Source organism: Pseudenhygromyxa sp. WMMC2535 (assembly GCF_011083025.2).
The window spans coordinates 6,174,613-6,192,899 of the sequence record NZ_JABJWV010000001.1; the positions used below are offsets into that span (position 1 = coordinate 6,174,613).

At 71.2% G+C, this 18,287-nt stretch carries 16 protein-coding genes; 12 read left to right on the forward strand and 4 right to left on the reverse strand.

The window, feature by feature from the left end; translation table 11 throughout:
* Window positions 1–2 precede the first annotated feature (2 nt).
* The 6 genes from G6O69_RS23880 to G6O69_RS23905 all read left to right on the forward strand — a co-directional run bounded on the left by G6O69_RS23880 (window position 3) and on the right by G6O69_RS23905 (window position 7,192).
* Window positions 3–698: a sigma-70 family RNA polymerase sigma factor gene (locus G6O69_RS23880; RefSeq protein ID WP_172305823.1), complete on the forward strand. Its 696-nt coding sequence runs from the start codon at window positions 3–5 to the stop codon at window positions 696–698.
* A 139-nt stretch (window positions 699–837) separates the two neighbouring features.
* On the forward strand, window positions 838–1,464 hold the full coding sequence (locus G6O69_RS23885; protein WP_176397048.1) for a hypothetical protein: 627 nt from the start codon (window positions 838–840) through the stop codon (window positions 1,462–1,464).
* Between the two features lie 15 nt (window positions 1,465–1,479).
* Window positions 1,480–2,847 (forward strand): hypothetical protein, encoded by a 1,368-nt coding sequence (locus tag G6O69_RS23890; protein ID WP_172305825.1) that lies wholly within the window; start codon window positions 1,480–1,482, stop codon window positions 2,845–2,847.
* Window positions 2,848–2,948: 101 nt separating this feature from the next.
* Window positions 2,949–4,412, forward strand: a complete 1,464-nt coding sequence (locus tag G6O69_RS23895) for a coniferyl aldehyde dehydrogenase (RefSeq protein ID WP_172305826.1) — start codon at window positions 2,949–2,951, stop codon at window positions 4,410–4,412.
* Between the two features lie 231 nt (window positions 4,413–4,643).
* Window positions 4,644–6,626, forward strand: a complete 1,983-nt coding sequence (locus G6O69_RS23900; protein ID WP_172305827.1) for a methyl-accepting chemotaxis protein — start codon at window positions 4,644–4,646, stop codon at window positions 6,624–6,626.
* A gap of 44 nt (window positions 6,627–6,670) precedes the next feature.
* Window positions 6,671–7,192 carry a hypothetical protein gene (locus G6O69_RS23905; RefSeq protein ID WP_172305828.1) on the forward strand — a complete coding sequence of 174 codons (522 nt, stop codon included), beginning with the start codon at window positions 6,671–6,673 and terminating at the stop codon, window positions 7,190–7,192.
* 55 nt (window positions 7,193–7,247) lie between these two features.
* Here the strand turns inward: G6O69_RS23905 and G6O69_RS23910 are convergent, their stop codons facing one another.
* Together G6O69_RS23910 and G6O69_RS23915 are read right to left on the reverse strand one after the other, a co-directional pair.
* Entirely contained in the window at window positions 7,248–8,897 is a 1,650-nt protein-coding gene (locus G6O69_RS23910) for a hypothetical protein (RefSeq protein ID WP_172305829.1), read from the reverse strand.
* 6 nt (window positions 8,898–8,903) lie between these two features.
* Entirely contained in the window at window positions 8,904–9,617 is a 714-nt protein-coding gene (locus tag G6O69_RS23915; protein WP_172305830.1) for a PspA/IM30 family protein, read from the reverse strand.
* Between the two features lie 112 nt (window positions 9,618–9,729).
* Here G6O69_RS23915 and G6O69_RS23920 point away from each other — a divergent pair, with 112 nt between their 5' ends.
* Together G6O69_RS23920 and G6O69_RS23925 are read left to right on the forward strand one after the other, a co-directional pair.
* Window positions 9,730–10,890, forward strand: a complete 1,161-nt coding sequence (locus G6O69_RS23920; RefSeq protein WP_172305831.1) for an AAA family ATPase — start codon at window positions 9,730–9,732, stop codon at window positions 10,888–10,890.
* Window positions 10,887–11,960, forward strand: coding sequence for a HEAT repeat domain-containing protein (locus G6O69_RS23925; RefSeq protein ID WP_172305832.1), 1,074 nt, complete (start codon window positions 10,887–10,889; stop codon window positions 11,958–11,960). Before G6O69_RS23920 ends, G6O69_RS23925 begins: the two co-directional genes overlap by 4 nt.
* Here the strand turns inward: G6O69_RS23925 and G6O69_RS23930 are convergent.
* On the reverse strand, window positions 11,937–12,290 hold the full coding sequence (locus tag G6O69_RS23930) for a hypothetical protein (protein ID WP_176397049.1): 354 nt from the start codon (window positions 12,288–12,290) through the stop codon (window positions 11,937–11,939). The genes G6O69_RS23925 and G6O69_RS23930 overlap by 24 nt on opposite strands.
* Window positions 12,291–12,385: 95 nt before the next feature.
* Here G6O69_RS23930 and G6O69_RS23935 point away from each other — a divergent pair, with 95 nt between their 5' ends.
* Window positions 12,386–12,580: a YjzC family protein gene (locus G6O69_RS23935; RefSeq protein ID WP_172305834.1), complete on the forward strand. Its 195-nt coding sequence runs from the start codon at window positions 12,386–12,388 to the stop codon at window positions 12,578–12,580.
* 92 nt (window positions 12,581–12,672) lie between these two features.
* Here the strand turns inward: G6O69_RS23935 and G6O69_RS23940 are convergent, their stop codons facing one another.
* Window positions 12,673–14,142, reverse strand: coding sequence for an FAD-binding protein (locus G6O69_RS23940; protein WP_172305835.1), 1,470 nt, complete (start codon window positions 14,140–14,142; stop codon window positions 12,673–12,675).
* A gap of 232 nt (window positions 14,143–14,374) precedes the next feature.
* Between G6O69_RS23940 and G6O69_RS23945 the strand changes: the two genes are divergently transcribed.
* Genes G6O69_RS23945 through G6O69_RS23955 form a run of 3 tightly spaced genes read left to right on the forward strand, consistent with a single transcriptional unit; the run spans window position 14,375 to window position 18,278 of the window.
* Complete coding sequence (locus G6O69_RS23945) at window positions 14,375–15,856, forward strand: AlkA N-terminal domain-containing protein (RefSeq protein WP_346017079.1); 1,482 nt, start codon at window positions 14,375–14,377, stop codon at window positions 15,854–15,856.
* Window positions 15,853–16,371, forward strand: a complete 519-nt coding sequence (locus G6O69_RS23950) for a methylated-DNA--[protein]-cysteine S-methyltransferase (RefSeq protein WP_172305837.1) — start codon at window positions 15,853–15,855, stop codon at window positions 16,369–16,371. Before G6O69_RS23945 ends, G6O69_RS23950 begins: the two co-directional genes overlap by 4 nt.
* Window positions 16,372–16,388: 17 nt before the next feature.
* Entirely contained in the window at window positions 16,389–18,278 is a 1,890-nt protein-coding gene (locus G6O69_RS23955; protein WP_172305838.1) for a neutral/alkaline non-lysosomal ceramidase N-terminal domain-containing protein, read from the forward strand.
* Window positions 18,279–18,287 lie beyond the last annotated feature (9 nt).

The following is an 18,287-nucleotide window of genomic DNA, read 5'->3' on the forward strand; positions in this document are numbered from 1 at the left end:
CCATGAGCCCGCCGCTGAGCGAGGATCAGGCGGCTCGGGCCGAGCGCCACGCCGAGCTCGTCAAGCGAGTCGCGCGCTCCGTGTCCCGCTGGAGCAGCACGCTGGGCGTCGACGAGCTCGAGAGCGTGGGCAACGAGGCCCTGGTCCGCGCGGCGATGCGCTACGACCCTGGCCAGGAGGCGAGCTTCTCGACCTTCGCCTACTACCGAGTGCGCGGGGCGATGATCGACGCGATCCGCAAGCGCACGCCGGCGCGGCGCAAGCAAAAGCGGGCGCTGGTCCGGCTCGAGGCGACCCAGGCCTTGCTGGGCAACGCCGCCGAAGATCAGGCCGCGCGCCAGGCCGCGGGGGAGCGGGCGACCCTCGAGCAGCGCGTGGCCGCGGCCCGCGAGCTGGTGCGCCGGGCGACCCTGGCCGTGTGCATGTCCGAGACCAGCGGCGCGGCGGTGGATCACGTGGCCGCCGGCGAGCCGGATCCCGAGCAGGCGCTGGTCGACGCGGATCGCCTGGTGTGGCTGCGGACGATGGTCGACGAGCTCGACGCCGAGGAGCGGGCGCTGATCGACGCGATCTACGTGCGTGGCTACACGATGAAGGACTACGCCAAAGAGCTGGGCATGAACGCGTCGACGATCTCGCGGCGACACGCGCGGCTGCTGGCGCGCCTGGCCAAGCGCGCGCGCACGCTCGAGGACTGAACGCGCTCCGGCGTTCTCGCGGGGGAGGGCGGTCGCTGGAGAGGGCGGTCGAGTGGGGGTGTTGGCTGGAGGGCCGACGCTGCCCCGGCGTTCTCGCGCTTTTCTTGGCCGCCGTGGCAGCCCGGGTCAGCCTGCGCGGGTGGGCCGGATCGATCGCAGGACCTCGCTGATGCTGGCCGCGACAATGGCCGTGGGCCTGCTCGGCTGCGGGGAGGCGGCGCCCCGCGAGCCCACGCGCGAGCGCCCGCGCCTGGACAAGCAGGCGCTCTTTGGCGATCCCGGCCTGGTGCCCACGCGCGAGGGCGAGCGGGCGCGGCGGGAGCTGGCGCTGGCGACCTCGCTGGTCGAGAGCCTCGAGCTGATCGGCGTGAGTGGAGCGCGGGTCGAGGTCGCCCTGGGCGGAGGGGCGCCGCGGGTGGTGATCGTCGCGCGGCTCCCCAGGACGACGCAGACCGAGCTCGACGCGCTGACTGGCGAGAGCGAGGCCCTCGCGCTCGCCATGGTCCCCGGCCTCGACGCGCAGGGGGTCCACGTGTTGTTGCGCGCCGAGACCGAGGCTGACGCGGCGATCGGGGGTGGAGCGGGGCAGCCTTCGCAAGCGGCCGCGAGCGCGGGCGGGCGCGAGAAGAGGCGAGGGCGTGCGGCCTGGGGGGGGCGCGAGCTGGGCCTGGGCCTGGCGCTCTTTGGTCTGGGTCTGAGCCTGGGCCAGCTGATCGAGCGTGCCCGTCGGCGTCGCGCTCTGCGAGCTCGGTCCGGCTCGCGGTGAGCTACTCTGGCCGCGGTGTCGGCGGGGAGCAGTGACGCAGGCGAGCACGCGAGCGGCGGGCGAGCGCCGATCTGGCGGATCGTCGCGGCGGTGTTCGCCGCCTATCTCGTCCAGGGGATCGTCGCGGGGCTCGGCGCCCTGATGATCGGCAGCTTGGCCCAGCTCGGCGCCGGCCTGGACGCGCAGGTCGGGCTGCTCGCCAGCGGGGCGCTGCCCTGGGCCCTGAAGTTCGCGATCGCCTTCACCGTGGACCTCGGCCCGAGTTGGACGCTGCGCACGCGAGGCGCTGCGATCGCCGCGACCATGCTCGCGAGCGCCGCGGCGCTGTGGGTCGTCGGCGCCGGCTGGCTCGGTGGTCAGGGCGGGCTGCCCGGCTCCATGGCGACCGTCGCCTTCGCCTGGGTCGGGCTCAACTTCGTGCTCGCCGGCCAAGACGTGCTCGTCGACGCCCTGGCTCTCGACTGCCTGCGCGCGCATCGGGCCGCGGCGGGGACGGCCATGGGCCTGGGCCACGCCCTGGGCTTCGGCGCGCTGCCGGGGCTGTGGCTGACGCCGCGGATCCTCGAGCAGGGCATGAGCGCGGGCCTGCGCACGCCGGCGCCCTGGGTGATCGCGCTGGGTCTGGGCGCGCTGGCCATGCTGTGGATGCCCGGGCGTCCGCTCCGGGCCCGCGAGCAGGGCGGGGGCGGGGAAGGGGGCGGGGAAGGGGGAGGGGAAGGGGGAGGGGAAGGGCCCGAGCGGGGCGGGCGGGGCGGGCGGGGCGAGCAGGCGCGCTCGCCCGCGTGGCCGTGGCTCGCGGCCTCCCTGGCGGTCTTCGCCGTCCTGATGCTCGGCCCCAATTTGACCTCCGCGCTCTCGGCCGAGCTGCTCCTTGGCCGCCTCGCCTGGGACTATGCCCGCTACGCCTCCGTGCTCATGCCGATCGGCGCGCTCGCGGGGGTGATCGGCGCGCTGGGCTGGGGTCCGCTGGTGGCGCGGCTGGGCGCGGCCCGGGCTGGGGCGCTCGCCGGGGCGGCCTTGGGCCTGGTCTGGTTGGGCTTCGCGGGTGCCGAGGGCCTGTGGATCCACCAGCCGACGATCGCCACCCTCGCCGTCCTCGAGGGCCTGCTCCAGCCGGCGCTGCTCGTGGCCGTGCACGCCCTGGCCCTGGCCCTGGCGGCGCGCTCGCGGCTGTCGACGACCTTCTTCGTGCTCGCCATGGCGGCCCTCAACCTGCCTCGGGTGATCGCGCCCTTGTGGGCGCCCGCGTGGCTCGGCGCCCTGGATTTCGCGGGCACTTTTGCGCTGTGCGGGATCACCACGCTGCTCGCTGGTCTGGCCACGGCCGCTCTCGGGCGCGGGACCCGAGGTGCCGCCGCGGCGAGCGGCGAGGCCGACGCGTGAGCCCGGGGCCGCCTGCGAAATGAAATTCTGCTAATAGTAACGATGTTCGGCGGGACCCTCCGTGCTTTGTGGGACAATCGCCGCCCGAGCATCGAGGATTCATGTCCGTGCAAGTCCTTCGCCGCGAGTCCAGCCCCTCCGTCACAGAAGACACCCTCCGCGACGCGCTGAGTCGGCAGCGCGAAGCCTTCCTGGCCCACGGCCCGCCGAGCTACAACGAGCGGCGGCTGGATCTGCGTCGCCTGCTGAAGATGATCCTCGATAACGAGGACCGGCTGCTCGCGGCCATCGACGCCGACTTTGGTGGGCGCTCGGCGGAGGAGTCGCGGCGCCTGGAGCTGCTGCCATCGCTCATGGGTCTGCGCCACACCATCCGCCACCTGCGTCGCTGGATGCGTCCGGTGCGTCGCCGCGCGCACTGGGCCACCTGGCCATCGCGGGCGCGGATCGAGCTCCAGCCCCTGGGGGTGGTCGGCGTGATCGCGCCGTGGAACTACCCATTCTTCCTGGCCATTGGCCCGCTGACCGGGGCGCTGGCGGCCGGCAACCGGGTGATGATCAAGCCCTCGGAGTACACGCCGAAGACCTCCAGCTTGCTGGCCGAGCTGATCGCCCAGACCTTCCCGCCGGAGAAGGTCATGGTCTTCAACGGCGGCCCCGAGGTCGCCAAGTCGTTCTCGAGCCTGCCCTTCGATCACCTGCTGTTCACCGGCTCGACCGGCGTCGGGCGCTTGGTCATGCGGGCGGCGAGCGAGAACCTCGTCCCCGTGACCCTCGAGCTCGGCGGTAAGTCGCCGCTGGTCCTCGCCAAGGACTACCCGCTGCGCCCGAGCAGCCTCGGGCAGGTGCTCTCGGGCAAGCTGCTCAACGCCGGCCAGACCTGCGTGGCTCCGGACTATCTGCTGGTCCACGAGTCGCAGCGCGACGCCCTGGTCGCGGCGCTGGGCGAGGCCCTGGCGGAGATCTATCCCAAGCTCGCCGACAACACCGACTACACCGCGATCATCAACGAGCGCCACCGCGAGCGCCTGCTCGCGCATCTTCGCGACGCCGAGGAAAAGGGCGCGACCTTGATCGAGCTCAACCCCGGTGGTGAGTCCAGCGCGGCCTTCGCCGCGGCCAGCAAGCTCCCACTGACCCTGGCCGTCGACGTCGACGACTCGATGACCGTGATGCAAGACGAGATCTTTGGTCCGATCCTACCGATCGAGACCTACAGCGATCTGGATCAGGCGGTCGCGAGGATCAACGCCCGGCCGCGCCCGCTGGCCGCCTACCTGTTCTCCCACGATCGCGGGATCGTGCGTGACTTCAGCGAGCGCGTGGTCTCGGGGGCGCTGTCGATCAACGCCACGTTGATCCACGTCGCCCAGGACGACATCCCCTTCGGCGGCGTGGGGCCCAGCGGCATGGGCCACTACCACGCGCGCGAGGGCTTCTTGACCTTCAGCCATCAAAAGGCGGTCTATCACCAGCTCCAGCCCAACTTGATGCACCTGATCTTGCCGCCCTATACGGGCGAGCTGAAGAAGAAGCTGATCCGCGTGCTGCTCGAGCACGGCTGAGCGCGGCGGGCTGCGATTGAAATGGGTGGTCACGCTGCAAGGTGACCGCCCATTTTCATTGGTGGCTGGCAGGGCGAGACCGAACCGCGCTGTGACCGACAGACTCGGGCACCTCGCCCAGAGTGTAGGCGCGGGGCCTTCGCCGAGGTCTCGCGGCCTTCGTGTCGCTCAGAGGCCCAACTCGCGCTTGTGATCGGGCGTTGGCCGGGCCCATCATGGGTGAGTGTTGTGATGGCTGGCGGTGATGAGCATGATCGCGGAATCGACCGGGGTCCGGACGTCGTCAGGCGGGCGGTCCTGCGGGTGCTGGCCTTCGACCTCAGCGCGCTGGTGCCGGTGCTCGCGGTCTGGCTGGCCCTCGGCGTGGTCGATCCGTGGGTGATCGTCCCGCTCTCTGCGCTGCGCATGGTGGGCCTGGGTCTGTGGGTGGGCGCTTGCCTGCGCCCCGCGAGGCGGTGGCAGCTGGCCCAGACCAGGGCGTTGATGCCCGCGGCCGATCGCGCCTTGCAGCGTGTTCACACCCGGGTGGTGGTGGTCTTCGTGCTCGGGTGGTCGGCCGTGCTGGCCGTGGGCATCGCCATGGCACGGGTGGGCGTGCCGCGGGCGCTGGAATTCGGGGACGCGGAGATCATGTCGGCGGCGCTGATCATCGTCGCCATGAGCACGGCCTCGGCGACGATGCTCGGCCTGGTGCTCGAGGGCTGCGTGGGGGAGCTGCGCGCGGACCTGGGTCGGGCGATGATCTCGGGAGGCGTGGAGTGCCAGCGCAGCAGGGCGAGCGTGGCCACGACGCTGATGCTGACCTCCTGCTTCAACTTGCTGGGCACGCTGACGGGTGTGGGCGCGCTGGCGGGGATGATCCGCGTGCAGAGCATCCGCGACGTGGCCATGTCCGAGGCGCTGCGTGCCGTCGAGCGCGAGGCCTCGACGCTGCGAGGGCGAGGCGAGGCCTCGCTCGAGGGGGCGCGGATCCTCGACGCGGATGCGGCGGGCGGCGAGGCAGGCGGCGAGGCTTGGGCGCGCTACGACTACCGACGCGCGACCGTGGTCGCGGCCGCGCCCCTCGACGAGGACGGCCAGCGCTGGCTGAGCATCGAGCGCGAGGTCGACGAGGAGCTCGCGCTGTTCTTGGCCGTGCTCGTGTTCTTGGCCACGAGCGCGAGCCTGCCCGCGGTGGTCGGCGCCCGCGGCCTCGGGCGCACGCTCTCGAACCAAATGACCTCGCTCAGCGAGTCCGTGCGCCGCTTCGTCGCGGGCGGCGAGCTGAGCACCGTGCCGCGGGTGATCCCGCTGCGCAATGACGAGGCCGGCCGCGTCGCCGAGGACTTCAACGCGATGCTCGACATGCTCGAGGAGCTGGCCGTGGCGGCCAAGGCGGTGGCTCGCGGGGATCTGCTCGTGGCGCTCGAGCACCCGGGCGAGCTTCACGACGCCTTTCGCGAGATGCTCGGGCAGCTCGGGGCGATGGTTCAGCGAGTGCGCAGCACGTCCTTGGACCTGGCCGCGGCGGCGGTCGAGATCCACGCTGTCACGCAGAGCCAGGAGGAGGCGGCGGAGCAGCAAGCCGAGGGCATGCGCGAGGTCTTCGCCAACGTGCGCTCGCTGGCCGAGGCCGCGGAGGGCATCGAGGGCGCGGCGCTCGAGGTGCTCGACAACGCCGAGCGCACGCTGGCGGTCTCCGACGAGCTGGTCCGCAAGATCGATGAGCTCAGCAGCTACGCGGTGAGCGTGGGCGAGCTGCTCGAGCGCATCGATGACATCGCGGATCGCAGCGATCTGCTCGCGCTCAATGGCTCGCTCGAGTCGAGCCGCGCCGGCGAGGCCGGGCGTGGCTTCGCGCTGGTCGCCGCCGAGATGCGTCGCCTCGCCGAGCGCATCACCAAGACGGTCGGCGATGTCCGCGAGCACATGAGCGCGGTCCGGGCGTCGAGCGCCAGCAGCGTGTTGACCACCGAAGAAAACCGGGCCCTCGCCGAAGATACGGCCCTAGCCGCGCGTACGATCTCTGGCCTGACTAGCCGTCAGGGGAATGACACGGAGCAAGTCGCGAGCGCCTTTCACAAAGTCTTGGAGCGCGTCACGTCCACCGCAGTGGCATTGGGACAGACGCGGCGGGCTGTCGACGGGCTGCGTGAACGCGCCGATGAGCTCGAGGCGCTGACCTGCGACTTTGACGTCGAAGATACAAATCGCGTGATCCGCGATCCAAACTGAAGTTTGGGTTGATGCGCGTTCGCCGATCCGTAAAATCAGTGAGCATGTCGATGCTTCGTTCGCTTTCTGTCGCGCTGCCGCTCTTGTTGGTCTCTCCTTTGATGTTCGCCGAGCCTGCCTGGGCTGCGGACGCAGAGAGTGAAGACGGCGCGGAGGAGAAGACCTACGACTACGGCTTCAAGGTCAAGATCGAGGTGCGGATGGAGAACGGAACCACCGTCAAGCACCGCGGTGAGATCCGCACGATGGACACGGACTGGAGCTTCGACTTCGAGGGCGCGGATCACAAGCACGTGGTCGTGCTCAGCACCAAGGCCGAAGAGGGCGACAAGGTCGTGGATCTGACCTTGGCCTACAACCGTGACGGCATGGACATGATCGCGCCCTACACGAGCAAGTGGAAGGTCCGCAAGCGCGAGACGCTGTGGACCACCGACGGCTCCCTGGCCGTTGCGATCATCCTGATCCCGACCCGCTTCGAGCGCGAGGACACCTCGCGCGACGACAAGGACAAAATCGCCCCGGACGACAATGACGATCCCCTGGGCGACAACTTGTTCAAGTAATCGCTAGATTTGGATCATCGAAGCCCGGAGGCCCGCGTGGGGTCGCCGGGCTTCGCTAATTTTCGAGGCGCAGGCTCTCGCCCCGGGGATTCGAGCGCTCGCTGTCGGTCCGCGCCGGCCCTGGCTCGTAGACGCGCTCGATGTATTCGAGGTTGTGCTCGGTCGCGGGGTGGGCGGGGATCGTGCGCGGGAGCACGAGCAATAGGCCGAGGGCGCCGATGGCGTAGCCGAGGAACATCGGCAGCAAGACCATGCGCGGCTGCTCCGTGCCCGCGGCCCAGGACAGCGCGCCCACGCCGACCAGCACGGGGATGGCCAGGCAGATCGTCAGCCCCTGGCTCATGGCGCTGGGCAGCCCGTAGGGGGCGAAGCCGTGCAGCCACAGGGGGATCAGCACGGCGCCGAAGGGCTCGCTGATGTTGGTGGGGTCGATGTGCGGCCAGATCGTCGCGGCCATGGCGTTGGCGATCAGCGACCAGCTCGCGGTGATCGCCAGCAAGCCCATGAGCAGGGCACCCATGCGCGAGCGATCGGAGAACGCGGCGATGAACTCGGCCAGACCCAGCAAGAGCATGGGCAGCGCGACCACCAGGTAGCGCGGGCCCACGCGCCAGCCCCCGGAGAAGGACAGGCCCAGGCCCATGAGCAGCACGAGCGCGAACACGCCGAGCTGAAGCCGGCAGGCCTCGGCGTCGGCGTCGGCTCGGCGGGCGCCGTGGACCAGGCCGGCGAAGGCGAGCAGGCACAGCGGTGACCAGACCAGCAGCCCGGTCTTGGGCGAGAGCAGGTGGGTCACGACATTGTCCCAGCGCGGCGCGCCGAGGCCGAGCAGGCCCTGGCCGTGGAGGGCCGCGAAGTGGGCGTCGGCGGCGTGGTGGTAGCCCGTGGCCAGGGGCGAGCCGAACACCGACCACTGGTAGCCGGCGAGGGCGAGCACGGGGATCAGCGCGCCTGCCAGGGCGAGGCCGGCGTTGCGCAGCCTGGTCGCGCGGGCGGGCGCGCCGGTGCCGGCGCTGGGCTTCGCGGCGGTCCACAGCAGGGCGACGGCGATGGGCAGGCCGGCGAAGGCGGCCCCGTACTCCACGGTGACGGCGCAGGCCGCCGCGAGGCCGCCCCAAAAGCAGGCCCGCGCGGCCTTGGCCGGGGGCCCGTGGAGCCCGCGCTCGAGGGCGAGCACGCCGATGTAGAGCAAGCACGCGGCCAGGGCGTGGCCGTAGAACAGCCGGGCGTAGGCGAAGAGCGGGGTGGCGAAGATCCCCAGGAAGATCGTGGCCGCGCTCACCAGCGGGCCAAAGCGGGGGCGCAGCCGACCCCAGGCGAACAAGGCGATGATCAGCGTGGGCACGACCCCCGCCAGCAGCCGCGCCCACCAGGTCAGCTCGCGCAGGCTGGGCGGCTGCGTGCCGAGCTTGGCGAGGGCGTAGGCCGCCGCTCCGACCACGCTCGCCCCCGGCGGCTTGTTGGGATAGAGGCGCCCGTCGACGGGGCTGCGCGCGAGGTCCGGGCCGAGCGCCAGGCCATGCCGGCTCGGTCCGTCGACGGCCCAGGTGTGCTCGTCGACGAGGCTCATGGCCTGGACCAGGCGCGGGAGCTCGTTGGCGTTGCGGATCTGCTCGAAGTAGGGGAAGGCCGAGAGCAGGATGAAGGCGATGACCGCGAGCAGCGCTGCCAGCTGCCAGCGCGAGGCGGGCTCCGTGGCGCGCACGCCTCGCTAGTCCTTGCCTTCTTCGAGGGCCTTTTGCTGGCTCGAGAGCTTGGCCTTGAGCGCGGCCAGCTCGTCGTCGAGCTCGCTGCCCGCGTCGAGCTTGCGCAGCTCGGCGTCGATGCGCATCTCCTCCATGGCCGAGCCCGCGGTCTCCGCGTGGACCTCGTTCATGGCCTCGAGGTGGGCGATCTTGTCCTCGATGTCGTTGAGCCGCGAGCTCTGGGCCATGCCCACGGCGGCCGCGGAGCTCTCGCCGTGCTTGGCCGCGCGGGCCTGGGCCATGAGCGTGCCGCGGCGCATGTTGAGCGACTTGAGCTTCTTCTTGGACATGTCGATGTGGTCGCGCATGTCCTCGACGAGCTTGGTCTGCTCGACGACGCCGGTCTCGAGCTCCCTGCGCTCGTTGGCGACCTCGACCTTGCGCTCGAGGGCGGCGCGGGCCAGGGTCTCGTCACCGAGCTTGATGGCCTGCTCGGCGCGGCCTTGCCAGGCCGCCTCTTTCTTCTTGGTCTCCTCGATCTTGCGCTCCATCATCTTGCGCTCGACCACCGCGGACTTGAGATCCTTCTCGGCGTTCTTGATCTCCTCTGCGAGGTCATCGAGCATCAGCGCGAGCTCGCGGCCTGGATCACTCATGGAGTCCATGGCTTCGTCGACGCTCGACGAGATCGCGCGTCGGAGGCGAGAGAACAACCCTGGCTTGCCGTCTTCAGTGCTCATCGAATCGCTGCGGGCGCCGGGCCCGGGCGTTCAGTGTGACCGCTCCGCGGATCTTTGGCCAGCGCGGGCGGCGAGTCAGGCCTGGCGTCGAGATGCGCTAAGGTTGGGGACCTTGGAGCCCTCCTCCGCCAGCTTCCCGGCCGTCGTCGGCCACGAGCGCGTCGTCGAGATGCTCTCGCGGGCCATCGCGCGCGGTCGCCTGCATCACGGCTTGGTGCTCAGTGGGCCGCGCGGCGTGGGCAAGGCGGCCCTGGCACGCGGCCTGGGCTGCGCGCTGATCTGCACCCGGGCGCCGGCCCGGGGCTGCGGCGAGTGTGACGACTGCCGGCGCGTGCTCGGCGGGCGGCACACGGACGTGCGCGTGCTCGTCGGCGAAGGCAAGAGCCAGACCATCACGGCGGCGGCGGCCCGCGAGGCCGCGATCCGCTGCCAGCACGCCCCCTTCGAGGCCCAGGCCCACGTGGTGATCATCGATCCCGCCGACCGCATGCACCCGGCCGCGGCCGCCGCCTTGCTCAAGGCCATCGAGGAGCCGCGCGAGGGCGTCTACTGGGTGCTCCTGGCCACCAACTTGCACGACATCCTCGACACGATCCTCAGCCGCTGCATGACGGTGCCGCTCGAGCGCCTGGGGGCCGCGCAGACCCGGACCGTGGTCGAGGCGGCCCTCGCCGACGCCGCCGAGCCGCCGAGCGGCGAGCGCCTGGAGCTGGCGATCTCCCTGTCCGAGGGCAGCCCCGGCGTGGCCCTCGAGCTCCTCGGGGACGACAGCCTCGAGCCCACCCGCGCGCTGCTGGCCACGACCTTGAGGGCCATGGAGCTCGGGCCCGCGGCGATCTTCTCGGGCGACCGCTCGCCGCTGTGGTCGAGCTGGAAGTCCGCCGTGCTCGCCACGCCCGAGCCGGGCGAGCGCGCCAGCGAGGCCGGGGACGAAGACGAGGCCGAGGTCGTCGTGGTCAAGGGCCCCAAGGGGCGCAAGAAGAAGTCCAGGAAAAAGTCCAAGAAGAAGCGCGACAAGCCCAAGGAGAGCGCGGCGCGCCAGCGGGCCGCGGCCGCGCGCCTGGCCGAGCTGTGGATGCTGCACCTGCGCGAGCTGCTGCGTGGCGGCGAGGGCCTGCCGCAGATGCCCCGGCTCAGCGACGCGCGCCGCGAGGGCGGCGAGCTCGTCGCCCAGATGCAGGCCGTGCAGCGCTTTCAGGCCAGCTTGATCCGCAACCCCAACGTCCGCCTGAGCTTCGAGCAGCTGCTGCTCGAGCTTGCCCCGCCGGCATGAGCAGCCTGTCCTTGGAGGCGGCCCTGCGCGACGTGGAGGCCCGGCGGCCCGAGGCGCGCAGCGTGGCGATCCGCGAGCTCGCGCCGGCTCTGCTCACGGCCGCGGGCTCGCAGGCGCCGGCGCGCTGGCAGTCCATCGTCCACCCCAAGCGCGACGAGGTCGCCGCGGCCCTGGACCAGGCCTGCACGGACGCCGCGCCCCAAAACGCGGCCCTGGCCCGGGTCGGCCTGGCCCAGATCGGCGCGCCCACGGCCCGGGCGCGCGCCGAGGAGGCCCTCGCGGCGGGCGACAGCGAGGCGCTCTCGCCCGCGGACAGCGACCACGCCGCGATGTTCATGCGCGAGTGTGGGGTCATCGCGCTCTCGCTGCTCGGCGCCGCCGCGCGAGCGCAGACCGAGGCCGACGCCGTCGACGTCGCGAGCGCCGGCGAGTACGCCGAGCTCCTCGCCGCGCTCCGGGCCCTGCTCGACGACCCCCGCGACGACGTCCGCTTTCAGGCCGGACCGGCCCTCGTCGAGGTCGGCGGTCGCGAGGTGGAGGCCGAGCTCGTCGCCGCCCTGGCCCGCGAAGACCACGAAGAGGTCCGCGAGAACCTGATCGTCGCGCTGTCGATGTTCGACCCCCCGGGGCCCGCCGCCTGCGAGGCGCTCTCGGCCGTGCTCGGCGACGAGGCCCTGGCCAAGGGGCCGCTGGGCTGGGAGGCGGCGCTGGCCCTGGCGGGCGCCCGGCGACCCGAGGCCGCGCCGCGTCTGATCCTCGGCCTCGGGGACCAGTCGACCCGCGACCGCGCCCTCGAGGCCCTCGCCGTGATCGGCCCGCGCATCGACCCGGAGGACGCCCCAGCCGTGGCCGAGGCCGTCCGCCGCAGCGCTCGCGCGCTCTTTGCCTCGGCCTTCACCAAGGTCCGGGCGGCCTACGCCCTCGCGCGCATCGACCCGCCGGCGGGGGAGGCGATGCTGCGCAAGCTCGAGGGGCACCTGCGCCCCTCGGTGCGCGAGGCGGCGGCGGAGGCCCGGGCGCTGCTCACCGAGCTCGCGGCCGAGGACTCAGCGAGCGGCGTCTCGTGTTGAGGGGTGCTGGGGTCGGCCGTTGAGCTCGATCTGAACCTGACACAGGGCTGTCTGTGCCTGGAGCCGCAGAGCGAAGCCCTTGGCGGTTCCATATCGTGCGCCGATCACCGCGAGCAAGGCCGCGCCAATGCTCGCGGGGATGAGGAGGAGCGGCGTGGGAAGGCTGCCGACTCCCAGCGCGCCACCGACGATGAAGCCGAGGAGCCCCAAGCCGATGGCGTACATGGTGGTGAGCCTCTCGGCCTGATTGTAGAGGTTCTGGGCCTGCTCACGGATGATGGAAGGGTCGTATTGGATCATTCTTCTACCTCGCTCTCGGGGGTGCGCCACGAGGGAAGGTGGATCACCGCTTCGATGTGAGGACGCGCGGCGAGGGAAACCCGATGGCGCCGATCCACTCGTGGCTCTGCTGCACGAATGGGGTGATGAGTACCCTCTACAAAACCTCAGATCAGTGCGCCACGAGTGGGCAGTACGCGTTCAAGAAGTATGTCGACGGCACGACGACGCCGAGCCCGACCCAGGAAGAGCGTGTCATCCCCCTGACTCGAGGTGAGACCTTCCCGCCGATTCGCTCATGCAACAAGGCCGCCTACTGGTCGCTGCTGCGCGCGACCTGACAAACGAGCCGGCGCCCCGAACTCACCGCAACTCACCGCGTCGATGCGCGGGAGCTCGGGGCGCCGGCCTCACTCGGTGTCAGTCCCGCAGCTCACCAGGGGAAGATGCCCTGGCCCGGCGTCAGCGTGTTCTTCACGTCGTACTGAAGCTTGCGCTGAAGAAAGCTCGGCCAGCGCTGGGCGAAGTGCTGGATCCAGTCGGGCAGGTCGAACTCGATGCTGCTGATCGAGTAGCGCTTGCCGCCGACGTCGCGCACGTCCTCGTAGACGGCGCGGTTCTTGTCGAGGAGGTCCGCGACCACGGCGGGGTCGGCCGAGGGCGCCCAGCGCAGCAGCGAGAACAGCACGCAGGTGTCCTCGTCGGGCATGGGGATGAAGGGCGCGGTGATCTTGTCCCGGGGGAAGGGGTAGATCAGCACGGGGCCGTAGCCGATGTCGGCGACCGGGGTGTTGGCCAAGGTCGCCTCGATCAGATCCGCGGCCTCGCTGAGCGGCAAGAAGAAGTCGGCCAGAGGGTGGGGGAGGTACCACTCGCCGGTGAACTGGGTGTAGGCGACGACCGGGGCCAGGCGGTTGAAGAAGTCGTAGACCGGCATGGTCTCGGCGACCTCGCTGCCGGCGACGTAGTCGAGGCCCGCGAGCATCGCCGCGTCATCGGGCGGATCGGCCTCGTCGTAGTACTTGACGAGCTCGATCGAGAGCACGTAGCTGTCGTCGGCCTGGGGCGTGGCGAAGCCCTCGGCGTAGTCGAAGCGGCCCTCGTTCATGAGCATGATCTGATCGGCGATCAAGGTCGCGACGTCGGCGTAGGTCGCCGTGTAGTGGCGGGCGAGCGGGGCCGTGTCGCGCAGCGGGATGCGGGCCTTGACGATCACCCCAAACTGCCCGAGGCCGCCGCGCACGGCGTTGAACAGCGCCTCGTTTTGCGTGGCCGAGCAGACCTTCAGCTGGCCGTCGGCGGTCACCACCCACAGCTCGAGCACGTTGTCGGTCTGCAGCCCGTGCTGCGGGGTCTGGCCGCCGATCCCACCGACCGAGAGCGTGCCGCCGATGCTCAGATCGATGTGGTCGGTGAGCACCAGCGGGCTCTTGCCCAGGGTCAAGGTGTGCTCGACGAGCTCGAACCAGCGCACGCCGGCGTCGACGACCACGTCGGTGTCGCTGACCTCGTGGATCTCCGAGAGCCCGGAGATGTCGATGACCAGGCCGCACTCGGCCTGGGACTGGCCCAAGGTGCTGTGGCTGTTGCCGACCATGCTCATCGGGCCGACCTTGATGCACTGTTGGTTGCAGAAGGCCACGGCTGCCTGGACATCCTCGATCGACGCAGGCAGCAGCACCGCCAGCGGGGTCTTGCTGACGATGTGACCCCAGTCGTCGGCCGCGGCGGCGAGGTCCTCGGCGGAGCTGAGGATCACACCGTCGAGGCCGGGGATGTCGATGGCGTCTTCGGCCGAGTCGGGGCAGGTCAACCAGGCCTTGGCCGAGGGGCTGAAGGCGAGCACGGGGAGGGCGGCGGCGCCGCTGCGCAGAAAATTTCGACGAGAACCATGCGTTGTCATTGCCAGAAGTATCTCTATTGTTTTTCATGGCGAAACGCGCAAAGTGGCGTGAATTGGAGCGGCGGCGCAATGCTCGATGTGCTCCCTCGCCATACTCTTCGACCGTGCTGGTGGGTGGCGCCGGGGCGCAATCGCGCTGTGCTGTGCTGTGCTGGGCTGGGCGAAGCGACCATTTCGTCGTGAGGTCCGATTTCGGCTAGTCCAGCCCGCGGCGCCGGGCTATGACCACCCAGTGCTCGACGCAGACAGCTGCTACGCCGCGCTCCGGGCGAGGGATCCTCGCTTCGACGGGCTGTTCTTCGTCGCGGTCACGACGACTGGCATCTACTGTCGACCGATCTGTCCAGCACGGACCCCCCGCGCCGATCGCTGCCGCTTCTATGGCCACGCAGCGGCTGCCGAGAAGGCGGGCTTTCGAGCGTGCCTGCGCTGTCGCCCCGAGCTGGCGCCTGGGCGGGCGCCGGTCGATGCGCGGCCACGCCTGGTCGCCGAGGCGCTCGCGCGCATCGACGCGGGCGCCCTCGATGGCGCGAGCGTCGAAGATCTGGCCAGTGACCTCGAGGTCAGCGCGCGGCACCTGCGTCGGACCTTGGTGGACGCGCTGGGCGTCGGCCCGCTCGAGCTCGCGGCGACGCGGCGCCTGGCCGCGGCCAAGCAGCTGCTCCACGACAGCGATCTCGATCTAACGAGCGTCGCCTTCGCGAGCGGCTTTGCGAGCGTGCGGCGCTTCAACGCGGCCTTCCGCGAGCGCTTCGGTCGCCCGCCCTCGGCGATCCGCCGCGAGCTCGTCGGGGCGCGCGGGGGCGCGAGCACGCCGCTGCGCCTGCGCCTCGATCTTCGCCCGCCCTTCGACTGGTCGAGCCTGCTGGCCTTCTTGCGCGCGCGCGCGATCCCAGGGGTCGAGCGAGTCGAGGCGAGCTGCTACCGCAGGCTGGTCGCCATCGACGGCCACGTGGGGGAGCTGCGGGTCGAACACGACGCCGCGCGGCCGCGCCTGCACGTGGCCCTGAGCCCGAGCCTGGCGCCGATCCTCGCGACGCTGGTGCAGCGTCTGCGCCGGCTCTTCGACCTCGACGCGGAGCCGACGGTGATCGACTCGCACCTGGCGCGAGACCCCATGCTGCGCGCGCTGGTGACCCGCCGTCCGGGGCTGCGCGTGGCGGGCAGCTTCGACGTCTTCGAGGGCCTGGTGCGCACGGTCCTCGGCCAGCAGATCTCCGTGGTCGCTGCGCGGACCCTGGGCGCGCGGCTGGTCGAGCGCCTGGGGGATCGCCACGTCGCCGAGGAGGTCGGCCTCGCGGGCGGGGAGGTCGACGCGGCCAGCTGCGCGCTGTCTCGGGTGTTCCCCTCGCCGGCGAAGATCGCCGCGACGTCGATCGACGCGCTCGCGGCCGTCGGCATGCCTCGGGCCCGAGCGACGCTGCTGCGCGCGCTCGCCCAGGCGTGGGCGGAGGGCTCGCTGCGCTTCGAGAGCTGTGACGCCGAGGGCTCGCTCGAGCGGCTCGCGGCGCTGCGAGGCGTCGGGCCATGGACCTGCGACTATGCAGCGCTGCGGGTCCTGCATCTCCCCGACGCCTTCCCTGCCAGCGACGGCGCCCTGCGTCGAGCCTTCCCCGCGGCCAGCTCGCCCGCCGCCATCGTGGCCCGGGCCGAGGGCTGGCGACCCTTTCGCGCCTACGCGGCTCAGCACCTGTGGACCGGGATCGAACCATGACCCAAGCGCTGCTTCACCTCGACATCTCCTCTCCGCTCGGCGACCTGCGCATCGTCGCAAGTCAGACCGCGATCACGGCGATCCTCCTGCCCGGGTTCGAGCCGCTGGCGAGCGCCCCGGGTAGCCGCCGTGGTTGCCTGGCCGCGGCGGCGGACCAGCTCGAGGCCTACTTCGCGGGCCGACGCCGGCGCTTCGAGCTCCCCCTGGCGCCCGCCGGGACCAGCTTCCAGCGCGAGGTCTGGGCGGCCCTCGAGACCATCCCCTTTGGCGAGACTCGCAGCTACGGCGAGCTCGCGGCGAGCTTGGGGCGACCGACGGCGAGCCGGGCGATCGGAGCCGCGAACGGCCGCAACCCGATCTCGATCGTCGTGCCCTGCCACCGGGTCATCGGCGCTGACGGATCTCTGACTGGCTACGCTGGTGGGCTCGCGGCCAAGCGATGGTTGCTCGAGCACGAGGGCAGGTCGTTCACCGGTGCGCTCTTCGACGGCCTCGTCTCCCCACCTGCGGGCTGATGTGCGAGACTGCGGGCATGTCTTCGCTTGCCCGCTCGCGCGTCAATTTCGTCCGCTCCACCCTGATCGGGCTGCTCGCCTCGCCCTGGCTGATCGCGGGCTGTAGCGACGACGCTGGCGGCGGGGATCCGAGCGAGGAGAGCGGGGCCGACGAGGTCGAGACCAGCGCGGGCACGGGGGCGGATACGGGCACGGAGCAGGGGACCGGCGCGGAGACCAGCGCCGGCTCCGAAGACAGCGAGACCGGGGATCCCCCCTTCGAGGGCGAGCTGCCCGAGAGCTGGTGCCCCGGCGGGCCCTCGGGGGCGTGCGACGAGGTCGAGGGCGCCCCGCTGCGCGCCGGCGTGGCCGTGCTCGACATGGTCCCCGAGTGCTTCGAGAGCTGGACCGACGTCGCGCAAAACGGCGACTACGACGAGGGCGAGGACGACTTCGATGACTGCGGCTGCGACCGCCTGTGCCCCGCCGACGTCGGCTATCAGGGGCCCGACGAGGGCGAGGGGGACGGCGTGTTCCAGCGCGCGTGGCTGGCCGGCTTTCAGAACAACCGCCCGGCCTCGGGGGTGCGCGGGGCCGAGCTCGGCCTGGTCGGCGAGGGCGACGGGATCTGGTGCCGCGCCGTGGTCCTCGACCAGGGCAACACCCGGGTGGCGATCGTCTCGATCGACACGATCGGCTACTTCTACGACGAGGTGAAGGCCGTGGCCGAGCTCGTCGCCGACCAGGACATCGACTGGCTGCTGGTCAGCTCGATCCACGACCACGAGGGCCCGGACACCATGGGCATGTGGGGCGAGAGCATCGGCGTCAGCGGCTTCGACGCGGACTACCGCGCCCAGGTCCGCACGACCATCGCCGCGGCCGTGACCGAGGCCACCGCGGGCCTGCGCGAGGTCGGGACGATGACCGTGGGCCGCGGCGACGCGTCCACGGCCAACCTGGGCGACGCCGACAAGGGCATCCGCAACGTCAACAACGACAAGCGCGACCCCTTCGTGATCGACGAGGCCGTCGACGTGCTCCACCTCGCCGACACGGAGGGCGAGACCATCGCCACGCTGATCAACTACGCCAGCCACCCCGAGAGCCTGGCCGACGAGAACACGCTCTACTCCGCCGACTACGTCCACGCCCTGCGCCGGACCGTGGAGCAGGGCTCGACCTGGACGAGCGCCGAGGGCAAGGCCGGCCTGGGCGGCAGCGCGGTCTTCCTCAGCGGGGCCCTGGGCGGGATGATGACGCCCCTGGGCATCGACACCGCGACCCCCGACGGCGACGTGTGGAGCACCGGCCAGTTCGAGAAGGCCGACGCCATCGGCCAGCTGGTCGGCGAGGTCGCCCTCGACGCGCTCCAAAACGGCGAGGTCATCGAGGATCCGCAGCTCCAGTTTGCGACCCAGTCCTTCCTGGTCGAGGTCGTCAACGAGGGCTTCCGCCTGCTCTTCATCACCGGCGTGCTCGAGCGCGAGGTCGTCGAGGACGAGGGCGGCAAGCAGTACGTGCGCAGCGAGATGGGGGTGATCGAGCTCGGCCCGCTGCGCATGCTCAGCGTGCCCGGCGAGCTGCTCCCGGAGCTGGCCGTGGGCGGCTACGACGGCTCGCAGATGTTCACGAGCGAGGTCGAGCTCATCGACCCCAACAACACCAACCCGCCGGACCTCAGCCAGGCGCCCGAGGGCCCCTACCTCAAGGACATCATCGCCAGCCCCTACACCTGGGTGATCGGCCTGGGCAACGACGAGCTCGGCTACATCATCCCGGAGTACGACTTCGTGCTCGGCTTCCCGGCCTACATCAGCGAGGCCGAGGGCGACCACTACGAGGAGACCAACTCGATCGGGCCGCATATGACGGGCCTGGTCTACGAGCACGGGGAGCAGCTCAGCGAGTTCATCGACTGGCTGTGAGCCGCGAGG